General features: G+C 69.6%; 16 protein-coding genes. 11 read left to right on the top strand and 5 right to left on the bottom strand.

The window, feature by feature from the left end; genetic code table 11:
• The first annotated feature begins 6 nt into the window (after window positions 1-6).
• A complete protein-coding gene (locus ACH49X_RS17700; protein WP_357205643.1) occupies window positions 7-300 on the top strand; it encodes a hypothetical protein in 294 nt (97 codons plus the stop codon).
• Between the two features lie 13 nt (window positions 301-313).
• Window positions 314-1,477, top strand: a complete 1,164-nt coding sequence (locus ACH49X_RS17705) for a serine hydrolase (protein ID WP_195079236.1) — start codon at window positions 314-316, stop codon at window positions 1,475-1,477.
• A 40-nt stretch (window positions 1,478-1,517) separates the two neighbouring features.
• Here ACH49X_RS17705 and ACH49X_RS17710 read toward each other — a convergent pair whose 3' ends face one another.
• From ACH49X_RS17710 to ACH49X_RS17720, 3 genes are all read right to left on the bottom strand, one after another.
• Window positions 1,518-1,742: a hypothetical protein gene (locus ACH49X_RS17710; protein ID WP_195079235.1), complete on the bottom strand. Its 225-nt coding sequence runs from the start codon at window positions 1,740-1,742 to the stop codon at window positions 1,518-1,520.
• Complete coding sequence (locus ACH49X_RS17715; protein ID WP_195079234.1) at window positions 1,739-3,583, bottom strand: acetolactate synthase large subunit; 1,845 nt, start codon at window positions 3,581-3,583, stop codon at window positions 1,739-1,741. Before ACH49X_RS17715 ends, ACH49X_RS17710 begins: the two co-directional genes overlap by 4 nt.
• Window positions 3,584-3,884: 301 nt before the next feature.
• A complete protein-coding gene (locus ACH49X_RS17720; RefSeq protein ID WP_357205883.1) occupies window positions 3,885-7,070 on the bottom strand; it encodes a carboxyl transferase domain-containing protein in 3,186 nt (1,061 codons plus the stop codon).
• A gap of 56 nt (window positions 7,071-7,126) precedes the next feature.
• Here ACH49X_RS17720 and ACH49X_RS17725 point away from each other — a divergent pair, with 56 nt between their 5' ends.
• Complete coding sequence (locus tag ACH49X_RS17725; RefSeq protein ID WP_195079233.1) at window positions 7,127-7,735, top strand: TetR/AcrR family transcriptional regulator; 609 nt, start codon at window positions 7,127-7,129, stop codon at window positions 7,733-7,735.
• A gap of 296 nt (window positions 7,736-8,031) precedes the next feature.
• On the opposite strand, the gene ACH49X_RS17730 is transcribed toward ACH49X_RS17725, so the two are convergent.
• Window positions 8,032-8,478: a MarR family transcriptional regulator gene (locus tag ACH49X_RS17730; RefSeq protein ID WP_195079232.1), complete on the bottom strand. Its 447-nt coding sequence runs from the start codon at window positions 8,476-8,478 to the stop codon at window positions 8,032-8,034.
• A 129-nt stretch (window positions 8,479-8,607) separates the two neighbouring features.
• Between ACH49X_RS17730 and ACH49X_RS17735 the strand changes: the two genes are divergently transcribed.
• Entirely contained in the window at window positions 8,608-9,111 is a 504-nt protein-coding gene (locus ACH49X_RS17735) for an SPW repeat protein (RefSeq protein WP_195079231.1), read from the top strand.
• A gap of 275 nt (window positions 9,112-9,386) precedes the next feature.
• Here ACH49X_RS17735 and ACH49X_RS17740 read toward each other — a convergent pair whose 3' ends face one another.
• Window positions 9,387-9,884, bottom strand: coding sequence for a GyrI-like domain-containing protein (locus ACH49X_RS17740; protein ID WP_357103042.1), 498 nt, complete (start codon window positions 9,882-9,884; stop codon window positions 9,387-9,389).
• Between the two features lie 184 nt (window positions 9,885-10,068).
• Here ACH49X_RS17740 and ACH49X_RS17745 point away from each other — a divergent pair, with 184 nt between their 5' ends.
• The 7 genes from ACH49X_RS17745 (at window position 10,069) to ACH49X_RS17775 (ending at window position 19,503) form a co-directional block, all read left to right on the top strand.
• The gene (locus ACH49X_RS17745; RefSeq protein WP_195079229.1) at window positions 10,069-10,725 is read left to right on the top strand and encodes a TetR/AcrR family transcriptional regulator; all 657 of its coding nucleotides are present in this window, start codon (window positions 10,069-10,071) and stop codon (window positions 10,723-10,725) included.
• A 121-nt stretch (window positions 10,726-10,846) separates the two neighbouring features.
• Window positions 10,847-11,329: a nuclear transport factor 2 family protein gene (locus tag ACH49X_RS17750; protein ID WP_323124068.1), complete on the top strand. Its 483-nt coding sequence runs from the start codon at window positions 10,847-10,849 to the stop codon at window positions 11,327-11,329.
• 917 nt (window positions 11,330-12,246) lie between these two features.
• Window positions 12,247-13,716 (top strand): NAD(P)/FAD-dependent oxidoreductase, encoded by a 1,470-nt coding sequence (locus ACH49X_RS17755; RefSeq protein ID WP_195079227.1) that lies wholly within the window; start codon window positions 12,247-12,249, stop codon window positions 13,714-13,716.
• Between the two features lie 45 nt (window positions 13,717-13,761).
• The gene (locus tag ACH49X_RS17760; protein ID WP_357205646.1) at window positions 13,762-15,567 is read left to right on the top strand and encodes a 3-deoxy-7-phosphoheptulonate synthase; all 1,806 of its coding nucleotides are present in this window, start codon (window positions 13,762-13,764) and stop codon (window positions 15,565-15,567) included.
• A gap of 673 nt (window positions 15,568-16,240) precedes the next feature.
• Window positions 16,241-18,685, top strand: a complete 2,445-nt coding sequence (locus ACH49X_RS17765) for a nitrate- and nitrite sensing domain-containing protein (protein WP_357205649.1) — start codon at window positions 16,241-16,243, stop codon at window positions 18,683-18,685.
• A gap of 30 nt (window positions 18,686-18,715) precedes the next feature.
• A complete protein-coding gene (locus tag ACH49X_RS17770) occupies window positions 18,716-19,132 on the top strand; it encodes a roadblock/LC7 domain-containing protein (protein WP_067799109.1) in 417 nt (138 codons plus the stop codon).
• Window positions 19,129-19,503 carry a DUF742 domain-containing protein gene (locus ACH49X_RS17775; protein WP_195045546.1) on the top strand — a complete coding sequence of 125 codons (375 nt, stop codon included), beginning with the start codon at window positions 19,129-19,131 and terminating at the stop codon, window positions 19,501-19,503. Before ACH49X_RS17770 ends, ACH49X_RS17775 begins: the two co-directional genes overlap by 4 nt.
• Window positions 19,504-19,511 lie beyond the last annotated feature (8 nt).

Below are 19,511 nucleotides of genomic sequence, written 5' to 3' on the forward strand. Positions count from 1 at the left end.
GGATATATGTATCCGGAGAACCAGTTTGTTCCCGGTTTCCGGATATATGTTTCCAGCCCGCCAGCGACCTCGGAGCGACCACCGGATCAGCCGACGGCGGGCCGCTGTGATCGTGGCATCGCTGTCGACCAGGACTACCAGGCGCTCAGCGGTTCCGTGATCGGGAATCCACGGTCGCCAGCGCATCTGTTCCGACCCGTCCGGCCGCACCGAATGCCCAACCGCGGAATGCGCGATCTCGCGGCGGAAGACTTCTCGATGGTGGTCACCGGACCGGATGCCCGCCCGGACGCGGCGTGACAAGCTGGCCGGCATGATCATCGAGGGAACGGCCGACGCGGGCTACCAGGCCGTGCGCGAGGCGTTCGCGGCGAATTTCACCGAGCACGGTGACATCGGCGCCGCGGTCTGCGTGTACCGGGACGGCCGGCCGGTGGTCGATCTGTGGGGCGGGACGGCCGATCCCGGCACCGGGCGAGGGTGGCAGCGCGACACGCTGCAGCTGGTCTACTCGGCGACGAAAGGCGTCGTCGCCACCATCGCGCACCTGCTGGCGCAACGGGGAGAACTCGACCTCGACGCTCCGGTGGCGCAGTACTGGCCGGAGTTCGCGGCGGCGGGCAAGGCCGACATCCCGGTGCGCTGGCTGCTGACCCACCGGGCGGGCGTGGCGGCGCTGGACGAACCGGTCGCGCTGAGCGAGGCATTGGCTTGGCAGCCGATGGTCGACGCGTTGGCCGCGCAGGCGCCGAATTGGCGCCCGGGCACCGCGTTCGGGTATCACGGCCGGACCTACGGCTGGCTGGTCGGCGAAGTGATCCGGCGTGTCTCCGGTCGCACGCCCGGCCGGTTTCTCGCCGAGGAGATCGCGGGTCCGCTCGGCATCGATTTCTTCATCGGCCTGCCTGCCTCCGAGCGGGCAAGAGTCAGCCGCTTGGTGTTCGCGCCCGCACCCGACTTGACCGCGGTGCCCGAGGAAGCCGTTCCCGAGCCGCTGCGTCCACTGCTCACGGCGATGCGTGATCCCTCGGCGCTGGTCAATCGGGCCTTCCAGATCACCGACCCGGCGGACATCGACTTCGATTCGCCTGCCGTCCAAGCCGCGGAGCTGCCCGCGAGCAACGGCATCGGCACCGCCCGCGGCCTGGCCCGGCTGTACGCGGCGCTCGTCGGTGAGGTCGACGGCACGCGCCTGCTCACCGCCGACACCCTCGCCGCGGCCACCCGGGAGCAGGTCGCGGGCACCGACCACGTGCTGATGCTGCCCGGCCGGTATGCCTCGGGGTACATGCTGCCCACCGCGCAAATGCCGCTCGGCGGGCGTTCCTCGTTCGGCCATCCCGGCCGCGGCGGCAGTCTCGCGTTCGCCGATCCCGAACGCCGTCTCGCCTTCGCCTACGTCACCAACCACATCGTCGAAGGCGCGCTCGACCTGCGCGCCCGAAGCCTGGTCGACGCGCTCGACGACGCGCGCTGACAGATCAGGGCGGCAGGCGCGCTCGCGCAGGGGCGAGCGCTCAACGCTCGATCACCCGCACGCCGACGAATCCGGCGACGCGGTCGGCGATCCGCGTGGTCGTCGCGTCGTCGCCGCCGAGCACCACGCGCATCCGCGCCGTGCCGGTCGCCGGGTCCGCGGTCACGGTCAATTCGCGTACGGCGCCGCCGAATCGGCGCGCCACCAGGGCCAGTCGAACCAAGGCGCCGGAGGCATCGTCGACGAGCAGGTCGAGCGTCCTCATCGGCCGTCCTGCGCAAGGCTGCCCGAGGCGGGCGGCTCGTCCGCGTCGTCGAACAACGGCCGCAGGTCCCTGGCCGCCATGATCAGGTCGTTGCCCGCCCCGGCCGCGATCATCGGCCACACCTGCGCGTCGGCGCCCACGACGAAGTCCACGACCACCGGACGGTCCCGCACCGCGCGAGCGGCCGCGATCACCCCCGCGACATCCTCCTTCCGCTCGCAGCGCAGGCCCACACAGCCCAGCGCCTCGGCCAGCGCCGCGAAATCCGGGACGCGCCGGGAGTGCGTGCGCAGATCGCTCTGCGAGTACCGCTGGTCGTAGAAAAGGTTCTGCCACTGCCGGATCATGCCCAGGTGCCCGTTGTCGATCACCGCGACCTTGATCGGGATGCCTTCCACCGCGGCGGTCGCCAACTCCCGGTTGGTCATCTGGAAACAACCGTCGCCATCTATCGCCCACACCTCCGCGTGCGGCGCGCCGAGCTTCGCGCCGATCGCCGCGGGCACGGCGTACCCCATCGTGCCTTGACCGCCGGAATTGAGCCAGCTGCGGGGCTTTTCGTAGTCGATGAACTGCGCCGCCCACATCTGATGCTGGCCGACGCCCGCGCAGAAGATCGCGTCGGGCCCCGCCGCACGACCGATCTCCCGGATCACGAATTGCGGTGCCAGCGAGCCGTCCGCGGGCCACTGGTAGCCGAGCGGGTAGTCGGTGCGCAGACGTTCCAGCCGCGCCCACCACGACGACAGATCCGGCAGCGGCTGCGCGGCGACCGCGGCGAGCAACTGTTCCAGCACCTCGCGGCAGTCGCCGACGATGGGCACATCCGCGCGCCGGTTCTTGCCGATCTCGGCCGGATCGATGTCGGCGTGGATCACCGCGGCGCCGGGCGCGAACGTGCGCGGATCGCCGGTGACGCGATCGTCGAAGCGCGCGCCGAGCGCGATCAGCAGGTCCGCCTTCTGCAGCGCGGCCACCGCCGTCACGGTGCCGTGCATGCCCGGCATGCCCAGATGCTGCGGGTGACTGTCGGGAAACGCGCCGCGCGCCATCAGCGTTGTCACCACCGGCATCCCGGTGAGTTCGGCGAACGCGCGCAGCGCCCCGGCCGCCCCGGATTTGATCACTCCGCCGCCGACGTAGAGCACCGGTGTCCGCGCCGCGGTGATCAGGCGCGCCGCGGCGGTGATCTGCCGTGGATTCGGCGTCGTCACCGGCCGGTAGCCGGGCAGGCGCAACCGGGGCGGCCACTGGAAGATCGTCTGCGCGCGCAGCACGTCTTTCGGGATGTCGACCAGCACCGCGCCGGGTCGTCCCGTCGCGGCCAGATGGAACGCCTCCGCCAGGACTCTCGGAATGTCGGCGCCGCGGGTGACGAGCGCGTTGTGCTTCGTGATCGGCATCGTGATGCCGGTGATGTCGGCCTCCTGGAAGGCGTCGGTGCCCATCACCGGCGTGCCCACCTGACCGGTGATGGCGACCACCGGCACCGAGTCGGCCTGGGCGTCGGCGAGCGGGGTGACCAGGTTGGTCGCGCCCGGTCCCGAGGTCGCCATGCACACGCCGACTCTGCCGGTGGCCTGGGCGTAGCCGGTGGCGGCGTGCCCGGCGCCTTGCTCGTGGCGGACCAGGACGTGCCGGATCCGGCGCGAATCCAGCAGCGGGTCGTAGACCGGGAGAATCGCTCCGCCCGGGATGCCGAACACCACTTCGACGCCGAGTTCCTCGAGCGCGCGGACCACGGCCTGCGCGCCGGTCATGCGCTCCGTGGTCGCGGGCGGGAACGCCGGTTCGGGATGCTGCGGGCGCGGCGCGGTCGGCCGCGCGAGGGATGAGCTCACGGGAAACTCCGTTCTGGTGCGTCGAGGCGCGCGGATACCGCTGCGGCAGTACGTATTTCGCGCAGGCTGACGCCGGTGATCGAGGAAGCGGCCGCGCCAGGAGCGACACACCGGCTGGTCGCGGCAGGTCTCTCTGCCGTGGGTGCGTCGCGGGCGTTGCCCGGCTCGCCGGTCCGCGATCCCGTGGTGAGGACGGACCGTCCTGGCACGGCGCCTGATGGGGCGCGCGTGCGGATGACGATCTTAACCCGGCGGGCGTAGCGGGTCGCGCCGGATCCCCGGTCCGTGCCGAACGGCGGGGTCAGCGCAGGGTGCGGATCCAGCGGCGGGTGTCGGCCGGGTCGATGACGTCGTCGACTTCCAGGACGGTGGCGGCGGTCAGCGCCTTGCCGTTGGCGTAGGCGAGCTGGACCAGGTTGTCGAACGCTTGTTGCCGCTCGTCCGGATTCTCGATGGCGGCCAGTTCTTTGGCGAACCCGAGGCGGACCGCGCCCTCCAAGCCCATGCCGCCGATCTCCCCGGTCGGCCAGGCGACGACGAACCGGGGCGCGCGGAACGAGCCCGCCGCCATGGCCTGAGCGCCCAGACCGTAGCCCTTGCGCACGATGACGGTGCCCAGCGGCACCGAGAGCGCGGCGGAGTCGATGAACAGGCGGCTGAACTTCGTCACCGTGGCGTCCTTCTCCACCTCCGGCCCCACCATGAAACCCGGTGTGTCGCAGAAGGACACGATCGGCAAGCCGTGCGCGTCGCACAGTCGCAGGAACATGCTGAGCTTGTCCGCGGCCGGAGCATCGATCGCGCCGCCGTGGTGGTGGCAGTCGTTGGCGATCAGGCCGAACGGCCTCCCCTCCACGCGGATCAGCGCGGTGACGATCCCGCCCGCCCAGTCGCGGCGCAACTCCAGCACCGAGCCGACATCGGCGACGGCTTCGATGGCGGCGCGAATGTCGAACGCGCGCAGTCGGTTCTCGGGGACCACATGCCGGGCCAGGCGCGGGTCCGGCGCGGTCCACTCCGCGATGTCGCCCCGGAAGTAGGCGAGATAGCGCCGCGCGGTGGCGACCGCCTCCGCCTCGTCCGCGGCGACGATGTGCACGACGCCGTTGCGGCGCTGCACGTCGATCGGACCGATGTCCTCGGGGGCGTAGACGCCCAGGCCGCCGCCCTCGATCATGGCGGGACCGCCCATGCCGATATTCGCGTCGGGCGTGGCGATCACGACATCGCACATCCCGAGCAGCGCCGCGTTGCCCGCGAAGCAGCGCCCGGACACGATGCCGATCAGCGGCACCCGGCCCGACAGCGCGCCCATCGCGCGGAAGGTGGTCACGTCGAGGCCGGAGATGCCGGGATAGTCGGTGTCACCGGGTCGGCCGCCGCCGCCCTCGGTGAAGAAGACCACCGGAAGTCCTTGCTCGCGCGCCAGTTCCAGCATGCGGTCGGTCTTGACGTGGTTGCGCATCCCTTGGGTGCCCGCGAGCACCGTGTAGTCGTAGGACAGCACCACCGCGCGGGACCGGTCCGGACCGAACCGCTCGGCGTCGATGGTGGCGACGCCCGCGATCAGCCCGTCCGCGGGCGTGTTCGCGATCAGATCCTCCGGACTGCGGCGCAGACGCTGGGCCGCGACCGCGAGCGCGCCGTACTCCACGAAGCTGTCCGCGTCGACCAGGTCGGTGATGTTCTCCCTTGCGGTGCGGCGACCGAGGCGATGACGTTTGGCGACCGCCTCCGGCCGGGCTCCGTCGAGCACGACGCCGTGGCGAGCGTGGACTTCGGCGAGGTCGGCGCGCACCGAGTCCAGGTCTACCGCGGTGTGATCCGGTACCGCGCCGTCGTGCTCGGCGGGGACGAAGGTCAGCAGCGGCGCGTGCGGATCGACGACCGCGCCGACCGCCGCGACGTGACGGCGCACCCGCAAGTCCCGCTCGGCGCGCACCACGTGCTGCATCTTCATCGCTTCCAGCACCGCGACCTCGCCGCCCGCCGCGACCACCGCGCCGGGTTCGGTGAGAGCGACCACCGTGCCGCCCATGGGCGAGCGCACCACTTCTTCGTCGTCGGCCAGCGTCACTTCGGCCGGGGCGGTCTGTTCCCAGCCGGACACGGCGGACAGGGTGACGGCGAAATCGCCTGCGCGCTCGACCAATTGGTCGACATTCTGCTCGAACCACGTGGTCGGCACCACGCGGCCTTCCGAGAGGTCCGCCAGCACCGCGCGCAGCACGGCGACATTGGTGTCCACCCCGGTCACGACCGTCTCGGCCAGGGCGTCGGCGCACCGGCGCAGCGCAGCCGGATAGGACGGGCCGGAGGCGATGATCTTCGCCAGCAGGGAGTCGAAGCGCGCGTCCTGCCGCATCCCGGTGAACGCGGCGGTGTCGACCCGCACGCCGGCGCCGGTCGGCGGCGCGAACCGGGTCAGCGTGCCGGTGCCGGGCAGCACGTCGCCGCCCGCGGTGACGGTTTCGGCGTTCAGCCGCGCCTGCACCGCGTAGCCGCGCGCGGCACCGGGATCGGGCAGGGCGAGATCGGCCAGCGTTGCGCCGTGGGCGAGGTCGCATTGCACCGCGACCAGATCGATGCCGAGGACGGCTTCGGTGACGGTGTGCTCGACCTGCAGCCGCGGGTTGACCTCGAGGAACCAGGCCTCGTCGCCGCGGGCCAGGAACTCGACGGTGAGCACGCCCCGGCAGCCGACGGATTCGGCCAGCCGGGTCGCCCAGCGATGCAACCGCTCGCGCAACCCCGCGGGCAAGTCCGGTGCAGGCGCGACCTCGAGCAGCTTCTGCCGCCTGCGCTGCACGCTGCAATCGCGATCGCCGACGGCCGCCGCCACCGCGCCGTCGGTGACGATCTGGACCTCGATGTGGCGTGCTCCGGTGATCAGCGCCTCCGCGTAAACCGCGTCGTCGCCGAATCCGGCCAGCGCCTCGGCGCGGCAGCGTTCGAACACCTCCGGCAGACGGCTCGCCTCGCGCACCGCCCGCATGCCCCGCCCGCCACCGCCCGCGGCGGCCTTCACCATCACACCGTCGGGATGCGCGGCGAGCAGGGCCTCCGCTTCGGCGATGTCCGCGCCGCGGCGGGTCGCCGGGATCACCGGGACACCCGCGCGCTCGGCCGCCGCACGCGCCGCGGTCTTGTCGCCGAAGATCTCCAGCGCCGCCGGCGACGGACCGACGAACACGAGTTCGGCCGCTGCGCACGCCCGCGCGAATTCCGCGCTCTCGCTGAGGAATCCGTAGCCGGGATGCACCAGCGCGCCGGGGCCCGCCTTTCGCGCCGCCGCGACGACGGCCGCGACGTCGAGGTAGGCGGCGGCTCCGACGCCCGGCAGCGTCACCGCGTCGTCGGCCAGGCGGACGTGCAGCGCGTCCCGTTCCTCCGCGGTGTGCACCGCGAGGGTCCGCCAACCCAGTTCCCGGGCGGTGCGCAATACCCGCACCGCCACTTCTCCCCTGTTCGCCACGACGACCTGCATGCCGCACAGTCTCGTTGACATTGACGTCAACGTCAATATAGGCGACCATATCCGGCGTGACCCAGTCCACCTGGTCGGTGCGCGCCGCGCGCGAGCGTTCGCACACCTCCCGGCACCGCGCGCTGCTCGACGCCGCCGCCCGCGTGTTCGCCGAGCGCGGCTACGACAACACCACGGTCGCCGCCATCACCGCCGAGGCGGGCGTCTCCCGCGCGACGATGTACGTCTACTTCGCCTCCAAGGAGGAGATCTTCCTCGCCCTGGCCGAGCGGGTGCGCGACGACTTCCTCGCCGCGCAGGAGCCGGGCATAGAGGACGGCGATCCGCGAACGATGCTGCGCGCCACCATCGAGTCGTTCGCCGCCGCGGTCGCCGCGGCTGGACCTCTGCTGCGCCTGATCGACGAGCGCGGGGCAGTCGACCCGAAGGTGGCGGCCCTGGCCGAGGAGATCACCGAACGGCCGATCCGCCGCTTCACCCGCTACCTCCAGCGTCAACTCGACGCCGGCCGCGTCACCCCGGTGACGACGCCCCGGGTGATCGCGGAAACGATCGGCTACACCCTCACCGCGGGCATCCTCGCGCGCCGGACCGCCGACGAATCCGGCCTCGCGGAGTATCGCGACGCCATGGGGAAGGTCGCGGAGACCCTACTGGGTCTGTAGCAGCCCCCGCCTCGGCCCGACGTGCGTCATGTCCGCGACGGGCCGCGGTCCGGCAGGTTCTCGGCGACGCCGGTAGCTCGTCCGATGCCCCTCGGCGCGTGTCACGGCGGGGTCGTCGGCGTAGTGCCCCATGCGGGGAGCTCACGGATCACCTCGAGGCTGGGCAGGAGACCACAGCGCTCCGCCCAGCCGGACGCCCCGGCGAGCCACGGCGCGACGCAGGCAGGGGGGCGACGTGTCCGGCCAACCGGTGACTTGTTCCAGCGGGCCGGCGCGGCCACCGACTCCAGGACGTCCTACCCGGCCTGCGGCACCAGCGCGGGGTCACCCAGCGCGCCGATCAGCGGAGTCAGGCGCCGCAGTTCTTCCAGATGCGCGGCACCGAGCAGGGCGAGGGTTTGCCTGCCCGCCTCGGTCAGCGCCAGCCGGACCACGCGGCGATCCTTGCCCCCTCCTCGCCTCCGGATGACCAGGCCCAGCTGCTCGGTGCGGTCGATCAGTTGCACCACGCTGTGATGGCGCGCGGACAGGTATCCGGCGATCTCCCCGATGCTGGGCCCGTCCGGGTCGGCATGTCCCCGGATCGCCAGCAGCAGTTGGTGCTGCAAGTCGGTGAGGCCCACTTCCGCCGCCCGGCGCTCACTCCACCGCAGCAGTTGGCGCAGCCCGGTCCGGAACGCCAGCAGCTTGGAGTACTCCTGGTCGCTGAGGTGGGCAGTCGAGGACGTCGCCCCTTCAATCATGGAGTGATATTATCACGGCATGATATATGAGTGAGCGGCGATGCGACGGCCGCGCTGCGGACCGATAGCCGGCCGCCCGAGCTCGAGAGAGCTTCGATTCGCCACTATGTCCGAGGAGTGGTGGAGAACATGAGTAGTGAAACCATGATGAGCCGGCATCCCGACATCGTGGAGTTGCGGGAGAAGTACGAGCGCGCCTCCGAAGCGCCGGACGCCCAGGCGGTCACCGGACTGCTGTTTCTGACCGGGTTGTATCTCGCGATCTCCCCGTGGGTCGTCGGGTTCAACGGGTTTTCGACCTTGACCGTCAACAATCTCGTCTGCGGTATCGCTCTGGCGATGCTGGCGCTCGGGTTCGCCTCGGTCTACGGACGGACGCACGGCATCGTCTGGGCCGCACCGCTGATCGGCCTGTGGACGATCCTCGCCCCGTGGATCGTCAGCGGGAACGTCGACACCAGGTCGACGATCTGGAACAACGTCGTCACAGGCGCACTCGCCGTGCTGCTCGGCCTGGGGTCGATGTTGCTCGGGATGAGCCGGACCGCACGCCACGCCGGCCAGGCATCCCATGCGGGCGCGCCGCGAACCCAGCGACCGTCCGGGCTCCCGCCGGAAACAACTACGCGCTGAACCGAATACGGCACCGACAACCCCTGCTCGCGGCGGGCGCATACCGACGCCCGCCCCTCAGCCGACGTTCGAGCCGCCCCGCAGGACTACCGCATCGACCGAGACACCGTCGATGCGGTGAGCGCCTACCTGACGCGAGGAGACGCACACATGAACCAGCCTCACGACACCGCCGACGACGACTCGCACGAAACTCCCGGCGCGACAGAGAAGGACACCGCGGAAGGCCGATCCCAGAATTCCGGGAAGCTGGCGGGCCCAGGCCCCGGAAGCGGTCAAGACGAAGACCCCGATACGTAGGGCGCCTCCACCGGCCAGTTCAGCTCGGTGCGCAGTTCCGCGGGGTCCAGGTCCGGAGCGGGCCTGGTCAGGTAGACCTCCCACCGCAGCGGCCCCACGGCGAGGCCCTGCTGATCGATCCAGGATCGTAAGTTCTCCCAGGCGGCGGCCAAGCCGTCGAATCCACCGGCGTGCACGACCCTGGCCACCCGGCCCGCGGGCAGACGACCGGCGCGGACGTCACGCTCCGCGCGCAGGCCCCGATCGACCGCGAACCCCACTTCCAGATCCAGCGCGGCTTCGGACTCTTCCCGATACACGCAGAACGCCGGCCCTTCGATCTTCGCGCCCTGACCGGCGACGATCTCCGGCAGGATCCGGAACGACCGATCGAAGAAGTCACGCAATCGCGCGGGCGCGACACGATCGCGGACCACCGCCGTGGTCACCTCGGGCACATCGACGAACTCGGGATCGGCCGCGGCGTCGGTCATGACTCTCCTTCATCAGGTCGGGATACTCCATCACCAACGACGCCGTCGCCGCCCCGAATTCATCGGTCCGCCGCCTATTGTACTGACCAGTTCAAATCAGTATCCGGACCGGTACGACTAAGACAGGTTCATAAATCTGAACCAGTCAGTAAAGTTGGCACCGTCTGTGCGTTACACTGCGAGCGTGCCAGCGGTGACATCGAATGCGGGCCGGCCGGCTTCGCGCGGGCGGATCGACAAACGACAGGCCATCCTCGACGCGGCATTCGCCGTCTTCGCACGCCGCGGCTACGCGCAGGCGTGCGTGCAGGAGATCGCCGAGGAGGCGTGCGTCGCCAAGCCGACCATCTACAACCACCTCAACGACAAGGAAACGTTGTTTCGGCACGCGCTGGCGGCCGCGAGCGACGCGGTGCTGGCCGAGAACCTCGCGGTGGTGCAACGATTGCGCGATCCAGGGCCCGACTTGCGCGCCGCGCTGAAAGACCTGGCCTACCGGCTGATCCGGGTCTGCTGCGCCGAACGATCCCGGTCGCTGCGCCGGCTGACCTACGGCCAGGTCGCCCAATTCCCCGATCTGATCGACATCGTCGTCAGCCGCACGTCCGACCGGTTGGCCGAGGCGTTGGCCGATCGGCTCGCGCGCCTGTCGCTGTCGGGCCGCTTGCGCGCGGACGATCCGGCCACCGCCGCGGAACAGTTCCTGGTGCTGATCACCGGCCCGATGGAGGGCCGTTCGCGATTGGGCACCCGCAAGGTCGCCCCCGCCGAGATGCGCGCGGTCGCCACGGCCGCGGTGGACACCTTCCTGCGCGCCTATGGCGTGCCGGAGGACGAATAAGCACCCTTTCCGCTTCGGCGCGACATCCGTCACCGCTGCCGATCCGACAGAACCGACCGCGCCCAGCGGGCGCCAGAACGATGTGCCGCGCGATATCTCGTCGCCGGTGGAAAGGACCGACGTGACCGGCTCACCCGAGGATCTGCTCGCGACCATCGAAGCCGAGCGGGCGATCTACCGGACGTTCTACCACTTCTTCCGCCTCGCGGACACCGGGGAGAGCGAACGTTTCGTCGAATGCTTCACCCCCGACGCGCTGATCGAGTACCGGATCATGCCGGGCCCGGTGCAGCGCTTCCACGGACGCGACGAGTTCACGGCGTACATGAGCCGCGTGCCGAAATCCCAGCGCGCCATGGTCGCCCACGTCGCAGGGCAGGCCACTATCGAGTGGACCGAGGAGGGCCCGCTGCTCACCGCCTACGCCACGGTGTGGCATTGGTCCACCACCAGGGAATCCGCCGACCCGAACCGGCCCGCGGACTGGACCACCATCGGCCTGGTGCAGGACAGATATCAGAAGTACGACGGCGAGTGGCTGATCTCCCACCGCGATGTGCGGCCGGTCGCGGGCCGCGTCGCCGCCGGGCGCGGACCGGTCTGACCCGCCCGCCTCTCTCGGGCGGGCCGGACGCACCCGGCTCCTACCCGTCCGCTCTCCGGTATCGCGGCGGTCACCGCCGGTCTCGGCGCCCCACGCACCGGCCGTACCGGAACCCACCCGCTCACGGCGCGCACCCGCGGATGAACTGGGATCACGCGCCACTCTGTCGCTGTTTGCGACCTCCCGATGACGCCTCCGCGTACACCGCCGAACTCGGCGGCCATCCGACGAAAACGCCTCTCGGACCGAGGAATTCATTCGTCCACCACCGCGCATGCCGCGAGATCGTCCACCGTGGTGTCAGGTCCGCCGACACCGTGAAATTCTTCGATGCGCAGGTCAGGAGGGTGGGCAAATAAGGCCGCGCCACAACGCCCTTCGCTCACGCACGCCGTCGCCGGGAGTTGGCGGAAGCGGCGAACGGGCCGCGGGGAGGATAACTCTGGGTGAACGGCTCGTACGACGCCAGCGTCCGCCGTATCCTGAATCGGTTGGGAAAGAGGGGTGATGACCGAACGGCAATGCCATCACGCCTACCTCCAGACCTCCGCATTCCCCCGCCGCGCCCTTGAGGCGCTGGCGAAATATTCTCTCCCGCAGCGGTTTTCATGAACGCCGTGCTGTCGTCCGCCTTCGGTGTCGCAGTTGACGCCCGGTGACGGCCCTCCGGCGGCAAGGTCACGTGCGGGCATTTTGGCAATCCTTCAGTAATCCGCGGTCGAGTAGTTCGTTGGTTGCTAAATAGCTTGTCACTATTGAGGATTCGCTATCAATTGCTACAATCGAATGGCGCACCGTTAGCATGGCTAATCAGTGGCAACCTTACTTCGTACGCGTCGAAGACCGCGGCCCGCACGGAGTTCTTCCGCACTGAGGCGGGCGCACGTTCCGTTGTCGGCAGTTCCAGGGAGTTCGCTATGGACAATCCGCATGTTCTGGTCATCGGTGGCGGCCCAGCCGGGTCGACCACCGCTGCGCTGCTCGCGAAATCGGGGGTCAGGGTGACCCTCCTGGAACGAGATAAGTTCCCGCGCTACCACATCGGCGAAAGTCTGCTGGCATCGGTGCTGTCGACCCTGCGCGTCTCCGGCGCCTACGACGCGGTGGCCGCGCACGGGTTCCAGATCAAACGAGGCGGCCACTTCCAGTGGCAGGACGACAACTGGTTGCTGGACTGGTCCAAGCTCGTGGACGCCGAAGCCTGGTCCTGGCAGGTCCAGCGCGACGTGTTCGACGACCTGCTGCTGCGCAACGCCGCCGAGCAGGGTGCGCAGGTGATCGAGCGGGCCACGGTCACCAACGTCCTGTTCGATGGCGACCGGCCGACGGCCGTGGAATGGACCGTCGCCGGTGACGACCGGGTCGACACCACCGAGTTCGACTTCCTCGTCGACGCATCCGGCCGCGCGGGCGTGCTGGCCAAACACCAGGTCATCGAACGTCAGCAGCATCCGGCCTTCCGCAATGTCGCGGTGTGGTCGTATTGGGAGGGCGCACACCTACATCCGGACAGCCCGGAGGGCGCGATCAATGTGGTGTCCACGCCCGAGGGCGGCTGGTTCTGGAACATTCCGCTGTCGAACGGCCGCCACAGCGTCGGCTATGTCGTCTCGGCGCGCAAGGCCGCCGGGAAACTTCGCGAACTGGGCCGCGAGGCGTACTACGCGCAGACCATCGCCGACAGCGCCGCGATGAGCGAGCTGCTCGTCGGTGCGCGGCAGGTCGCGGAGGTCAAGGCGGAGCAGGACTACTCCTACACTTCCGACCGGTTCAGCGGTCCGGGCTGGGTCGTCGTCGGCGACGCGGCCTGCTTCCTCGACCCGCTGCTGTCCAGCGGCGTGCATCTCGCGACGTACTCCGCCCTGGTCGCCGCGGCGGCGATCGCGACGATCCTGCGCGGCGAACTGAGCGAGTCCGACGCGCTCGGCTTCTACGAGCACGCCTATCGCCGGGCCTACACCCGATTCCTGGTGCTGGTGTCGCGGATGTACGAACAGTACGTGGGCTCGGAGGAGTACTTCGCGCACGCGGGCACTCTGACGACCGGGCACAGCGGCGACACCAAGCAGGCGCAGTTCACCGAGATCATGGCGGGCTTGACCGACATGGACGAATCCTCTGGCGCGCAACAGCGCACCGCGACCGCGACCATCATCTCCGCCGCCGAACACCTGCACGCGGAGTCGGCGAATCTCGAATACATGGGCCATCTGGACATGTCGGTCGTCTGGGATCACTGGCGTGATCCGCTGGCGGATACGACCACCGGCGAGCTGCGCATCACGACCGATCCGGTGCTCGGCCTGACCGATCGGCCGCGCACCGAAGCGGAGATCGCCGCCGTGGCTCGGCCCGTTCTCCCACCGACGGCGGCCACCACCCCGTAGCGGCCGGCACGGAATTCTCATGACAGGCACCACACGGAGCCGGTCGTGACGATCACGCACACCGGCACCGAACCACCGGGTGATTGCCCGCCCGGTGGTTCGGGCTTCCGCAAGCACGACGAGATCGGGCGGTTCGGCCACCCGCTGACCAGGATGCTGCTGGCGAGTGACGGATTCACCACGCCCGCGCTGGCGGCGATCCTGCGCACCGATCTGCACGTGCGCGTATTGCGCCAGGACGACATCTCGGCCGGTCGGCTGCCGAACACCGTCACCGACGCTCTCGGCGTCGCCGATTCCGATCGGGTCCTCGTCCGCAGATCCTGCCTGGTCAGCGCCGATCTGGTCACCGTGTCCGTCAACTACGTCGTCGCGGTGCGCGCGGGCGCGGCCGCTTCCGGCATGGACGACGTGCGGGTGCCGATCGGGACCGGCCTCATCGCCCGTGGCGTTTCCCAGCGGCGGCATCTGCTGCGGACGGGCGTGACGAGATGGCCGGACGGTCGCCTCTGCGCGGCACGGGCGTACGTCATGACGCTCGGCGATCGGCCACTGTGCTACATCCGGGAATCGTTCAACCCCGACGTCATCCCGCCCGACTACGACGCCACGGCCGGTGCCGATCCGCCGTGGGCCGACGAACCCCTCTCCGCGCGGCCGGGGTCGTTCGCGGTGGCGAGCCGACTGTTCGCTGCGCGGGAATCCTTCGACAGCGAACAGCCGGGCGCGAAATCCACGGCACTCCCCATCCGCACGCGACGGCCACGGCACGGGACCGAACTCCCCCACCCGAGCGAATGCGACGCGCTGACGGCAGATCTCGCGAGGGCAGCACGAGGAGAAGGATTCGTGCTGCACCTCGATGGCCGGGACGACCTGTCCGGTGGCAGGGAGATCACGAAGCTCGCCGCGCGCAGGGCGCTGATGTATGCCTCCGCCGCGGTCATGACGCATGGGCTGGGCGCTACGACGATCACCATCGAGCGAGCGGCCAAGCAGCACGGCGACCCACGCGCCGCCGCGGCGCTCGACGGATGGCCCGCCGACCGGCTGCCGCTCACGCTGTGCGTGCACCTCCTGCGCCGTGCCGCCGACCGGTCTCCCGCCCCGGTGCGGCGTGACCTGCTGCGCGCGGTGAGCGGACTGTTGCCCGTCGCGGCGATCGCACCGCCGGGCGCAGGCGAACTGCACACTTGGCTGCCCCGGCCGCGCGTCTCGCGCGAGCCGTCCGTCTCGCCCGGAGCGCAGCAGGACGGCCGAGAACCCGACGGACGTTGGTGGGATCGTTCGGCGCACCTCTTGTGGCTCGGCGATCGCGCTGGACCTTCCGCGCGCGGCCGGATGCGTGTCGCAGGCCGTGCAGGCAACCCCGTCGCGGTAACCCTCGGCCCCACCACCACCCCCGCGGATATCGAGTATCTGTGTCGCACGTTGAATCCGCGGAGACAGCCGGGCCGGCTCACGCTCGTACCGCAACTGGGCCTCGCCCGCACCCGTGACGCGCTTGCGGCCTTGTTCGCCGCCGCGGCGGCGTGTGAAACGCCGATCTGCTGGGTGTGCGATCCGATGCCGTACCCTCGAATTACGCGCGAACGCAGCACATTTCGTTCCGAGGATGTCGTCGGCGCGATCGGCGCGTTCTTCCACGCCTGCCGGGCGAGCGGCACCGTTCCCGGCGGTCTGCATCTTCGATGCGGTCCCGATGCCGTCCTCGACGCGCCGGACGCGCACGGGGCGGAGCAGCCTGCCGCGCAACGCCGACGGCGTGGCGAGCCGGGTCTCGATCCCGTGGAAACGCTTCTCTGCGTCGTCGCCGCGCTCGAACTGCGGGCCGAATGGTCGCCGCGCTGACGGTTTCCCGTTCCCACGCTCCGGTAGAAGCCACTACCAGGGGAATCACCCATCATCGGTGCGGCCACATGGTGAATTCCCCGGCAGCGTTCGCACCGGCGTGATTGCCAGCAGCGGGAAACCGGAAAGCGAATCGGCGCTATATCATCGCCCGGTTCCGAGCGGCGTTCGCAGCCCTTCTCGGTGTCGGTTCGGATGACAGGAGCCGTCCGGCCACAGGGCACACGGGCGGCAGTCGCTGTATCGAGGGCATTGTTTTAATGACCAGAACTGTCGGTAAGTTAGCGATAGAGGTTCGCTCTGATTCCCGTAACAGCAGTTCGCGCAGTGATACCGCCGAGTAGCATCAGACCCGCGCGAACTCGGCGGTTGTCGACCGCGCTCGGTCGCGATGGCGCTCCGGCCCGCACGATACTGCCACGTAATAATTTCGGTTCACTTAACACAAGTCGCGAATCCGTGCGATTCGCGATCGAACCGCTACACTTTCGTTATTCTTCGGAACGGGTACAGGTGAGGTGCCGCCTGGGTTCGGGCGGGGCCGTGTCAGAGGTAGGCATTTTCAGCCGTGAGCAAGTGGTCTCAGCTTCGCGAATCCGCTATGGGAGTGGTTCGGTCGAGCCGGCGCGATGTCCGTGGTCGAGTCGGTGTCCGAGTACGACTGCTGGCGATCGTGCTCATATCGAGCGTCACGCTACTCGTCATCGGCGTCGGCGCCGCGGGTTATCTGGTGCAATCCGCCCGAGCGGCCAAAGAATGGGCGGAGTTGGCCAGCAGCACGACGGCGCCCGCCATCCAAATGGTCCAGGCGTTCCAGGAGGAACGCCGCCTGTCGTTGTTGTCCCTGGCCGGTGACACCGACGCCACCCGAGCGCTGGCCACCGCGCGCCAGCATTCGGACGCGGGGCTCGCGGCGGTGATGGCGAAAGGCGATGCCGCCCGCAAACTGAATCCCGACGGGTCGGCATCCGATATCGAGGCCTACAACAAGCTGTTCGCGATGGTTCCGACGGTGCGCGCCGGGGTCGACACCCGGCAGGCCGCGCCGAACGAGGTGGTCGAAATCTTCAGCGGGGTCATCGGCACGATCGTCGCCGCCTCGACGCTCGCCGCCCGGGTGGCGCCGGAAGCCGACATCGCCATGGAGCTGAACTACGGCGTCGAGGCTCTGCGCGCCGCCGAAGCCTTGTCGATGGCCGACACCTTGGGCACGGTGGCGCTCACCGTCGGCGAGAACACGCCCGCGCAACTGACCGAGTTCGCCCGGCTGGTGGGTGAATTCCGCAGCGAGGTCGCCTACGCCGGCCGGGTGTTGAAGGACAAGCGTCTCGCCCAGCTCCAGGAGATCACCGCCGGACCGGCCTACCAGAAGCTGATCGCGATGCAAGACGCGGTGCTGGTGCACGGACCGGTGGAAGCGGGCTCCGACTCCGACGAGTCCACCGGCACCGGTCGGACCCAGAGCGGCCGGTCGACCTCCAGGACCACCCCGTTGCCCCTCAGCGTCGCGGCGTGGCAGGAGGCTTCCGGGCAGGTCTCCTCCGCCCTGCTGAAGGTCTGGGACGATCAGAGCCGCGCCGCCCACCAGATCGCTCGCGAGCGAGGTGACCAGACCGCGCGGCAGTCCATGCTCGGCGGCGCGGGCGTGCTGCTGGTCTCGACCATCGCCTTCCTCGCGGCATTGATCATGGCCAATCGCTTCATCGGACGAATGCGGCGGTTGCGGCGCGACACCCTGGAACTGGCGGACCAGCAGCTGCCCGATCTCATGAGCAGGCTGGGCCGAGGTGAGAGCGTCGGCTCCGGAGCCGAGTTGGCCCGGCTCGATTACGGCACCGACGAACTGGGCCAGGTGGCCGACGCCTTCAACCGTGCCCACGTCGCGGCCGTGTCCGCCGCGGTCGCGGAAGCGAAGACCCGAGCCGGCGTCAACGCGGTGTTCCTCAACATCGCCCATCGCAGCCAGGTCGTGGTGCACCGCCAGCTGGCGCTGCTCGATCAAGCCGAACGCAAAGAGGAGGACGCCGACCAGCTCGAGCTGTTGTTCCAGCTCGACCACCTGGCGACGCGGGCGAGGCGCAACGCCGAGAACCTCATCATTCTCGGCGGCGAGAAGCCGGGTAGACGCTGGCGCAAGCCCGTTCCGCTGGTCGATCTGGTCCGCGCCGCCGTCGCCGAAAGTCTCGACTACGCCAGGATCCAGACCGGCCGGCTTCCGGAACTCCAGGTGTCGAGCAACGCCGTCGCCGACTTGATCCACCTGATGGCCGAGCTGATGGACAACGCGACCTCCTTCTCTCCGCCGCAGGCGCGGGTCGAGGTGTCCGGCGTCGTGGTCGGGCGCGGTGTGGCGGTCGAGATCATCGACCAGGGTCTCGGCATGTCGGAGGCCGATTTCGCCGCGCGTAACGAGCTGTTGTCCAATCCACCGGATTTCAGTGTGGTGACCTTGTCCAGCGACACCAGGCTCGGGCTGTTCGTCGTCGCGAAACTGGCGCACCGACATGGCATTTCGGTGCGCTTGGGCGAATCGGTCTACGGCGGCGTCCGTGCGGTGGTGCTCATTCCGAGCGCACTTCTGCAATCGGATACGTCACCGCGCCAGCAGAACGACGCCGAGCCCGTCGAGCCCGTGCGCACACCGGCGCCGGGCGCCGCGCCTCGGCCTGCGGCGGTGCCGGGCCGATCGGCATGGTTCACCTCGGCCTCCGATCAGCAGGTACCAGCCCCGGCACCGCACGGCGACGACGGCAGCTTCGACACCGACGGCGGCAATTTCGACACCGGCAGTGGACGCGTCGAAACCGGCCACGGCCGCTTCGACGCCAACGGCGGTAGCTTCGACACCAACGGTGGGCGCTTCGAGGCCGGCAACAGCAGCTTCGACACCGGCAACGGCCGCTTCGACGCCGGCGCCACCGCGCAACCCGGTCCGGCCGACGCCCGGCCGCCGCTGCCACGCCGCCGCCGCCAATCTCCGCAGGAGCCGGAGCAACAGCCGCAGACGGCGACGCCAGCCCCGATCCGACAGCGGACCGCCGATGAAGCACGCAATCTGATGAGTGCCATCGAGAACGGCACCCGCCAGGGACGCCGGAAGCGTCCCGACTTCGACTAGTCCGCAACTCCCCATCTGCAGAAGGCGACCATGACTACTTCCCAGGGAACCGGTATCGGTTGGCTACTCGACGAGCTGGTCACCGGGCTGGCCGGAGCGCAGTCCGCGGTACTGCTGTCCTCCGACGGCCTGCTGATCGGCCACTCGGCCCAGCTGGACAAGGCCGACGCCGAGCGATTCTCCGCGATGGCATCGGCACTGCACAGTCTTTCCCGCAGTGTGGGCCACCATTTCGACGCCGGTGGCGTCTGCCAGACCGTGGTGGAACTCGACCGCGCGGTACTGTTCGTCACCACGGCGGGCGCCAACGCCTGCTTGGCGCTGCTGGCGTCCGAGACCGCCGATATGGGTATGGTGGCTTACGAAATGAACCAGACGGTGCAGCGAGTCGGGACACACCTGTCGGTCGACACGCGTCCGCATCCCCCCGCTTCGACACGGCCATGAGTTATCAGCACGATCCCTGGTATGAGGAAGACGCCGGTCCGATGGTCCGGCTCTTCGCCATCACCCGCGGCCGGGGTCGTGCCGTGCGCCGGGAACTGAATCTGGTCACCCTGGTGGTCGACGGCGCGCCTGGCACCGCACTGCGGCGTACCGAACCGGAATACGCCGCGATCGTGCAGTTGTGTCGCACCCCGCAGTCGGTGGCGGAGGTCTCCGCGCGCCTGAACCTGCCGCTGACCATGACGAAGGTCCTCATCGGCGACCTGCTCGACGACGGCAGGCTGATCTACCGGTCGGCGCAGCCAACGGCCGGGTCGGAGTCCGACCTCGGCCTCCTGCGCGCGGTGCTCGACGGCATCCGCGCGCTCTGACCGCGCCG

Origin of the sequence: Nocardia sp. NPDC019323, from assembly GCF_044389845.1 — a bacterium.
GTDB lineage: Bacteria > Actinomycetota > Actinomycetes > Mycobacteriales > Mycobacteriaceae > Nocardia > Nocardia implantans.

Coding starts and splice junctions, on each gene's coding strand:
- ACH49X_RS17700 (WP_357205643.1), top strand. CDS start 7: ATGTATCCGGAGAACCAGTTTGTTCCCGGTTTCCGGATATATGTTTCC.
- ACH49X_RS17705 (WP_195079236.1), top strand. CDS start 314: ATGATCATCGAGGGAACGGCCGACGCGGGCTACCAGGCCGTGCGCGAG.
- ACH49X_RS17710 (WP_195079235.1), bottom strand. CDS start 1,742: ATGAGGACGCTCGACCTGCTCGTCGACGATGCCTCCGGCGCCTTGGTT.
- ACH49X_RS17720 (WP_357205883.1), bottom strand. CDS start 7,070: ATGCAGGTCGTCGTGGCGAACAGGGGAGAAGTGGCGGTGCGGGTATTG.
- ACH49X_RS17730 (WP_195079232.1), bottom strand. CDS start 8,478: ATGATTGAAGGGGCGACGTCCTCGACTGCCCACCTCAGCGACCAGGAG.
- ACH49X_RS17735 (WP_195079231.1), top strand. CDS start 8,608: ATGAGTAGTGAAACCATGATGAGCCGGCATCCCGACATCGTGGAGTTG.
- ACH49X_RS17740 (WP_357103042.1), bottom strand. CDS start 9,884: ATGACCGACGCCGCGGCCGATCCCGAGTTCGTCGATGTGCCCGAGGTG.
- ACH49X_RS17755 (WP_195079227.1), top strand. CDS start 12,247: ATGGACAATCCGCATGTTCTGGTCATCGGTGGCGGCCCAGCCGGGTCG.
- ACH49X_RS17770 (WP_067799109.1), top strand. CDS start 18,716: ATGACTACTTCCCAGGGAACCGGTATCGGTTGGCTACTCGACGAGCTG.
- ACH49X_RS17775 (WP_195045546.1), top strand. CDS start 19,129: ATGAGTTATCAGCACGATCCCTGGTATGAGGAAGACGCCGGTCCGATG.